The 261-nt window shown below is 42.1% G+C and carries 1 pseudogene; it reads left to right on the top strand.

Annotated elements, in window-relative coordinates:
- Positions 1-34 precede the first annotated feature (34 nt).
- Positions 35-261 (top strand): annotated as a pseudogene (locus AQ1_RS12365) (class I SAM-dependent methyltransferase); the annotation flags it as partial.

Consider the following 261-nt stretch of genomic DNA (forward strand, 5'->3'; position numbering starts at 1 on the left):
ATGATCTGGTGACTGGAGTTCCACATCATCCCCCATGCTATCACTTCAAGACAACTACTTGTATCTCTCTAAGCTAGGTGAATTTAAGCAATTGCAGGGGGGAATTGCCGGTTTTTTCTTGGAACAAAGTGCGGCTCTCTGGGATGCTTTGCTAAGTTTTCAAAATACCCATGGTATCCATGGCAATATGCTGGAAATTGGAGTTTACAAAGGTCTGTCAGCTTTGATGTCCTCCCTTCACCTTAAAGAAACAGAAAAATT

This window comes from Iodidimonas nitroreducens, assembly GCA_000710935.1.
Taxonomy (GTDB): Bacteria; Pseudomonadota; Alphaproteobacteria; order Sphingomonadales; family Rhodothalassiaceae; genus Iodidimonas; species Iodidimonas nitroreducens.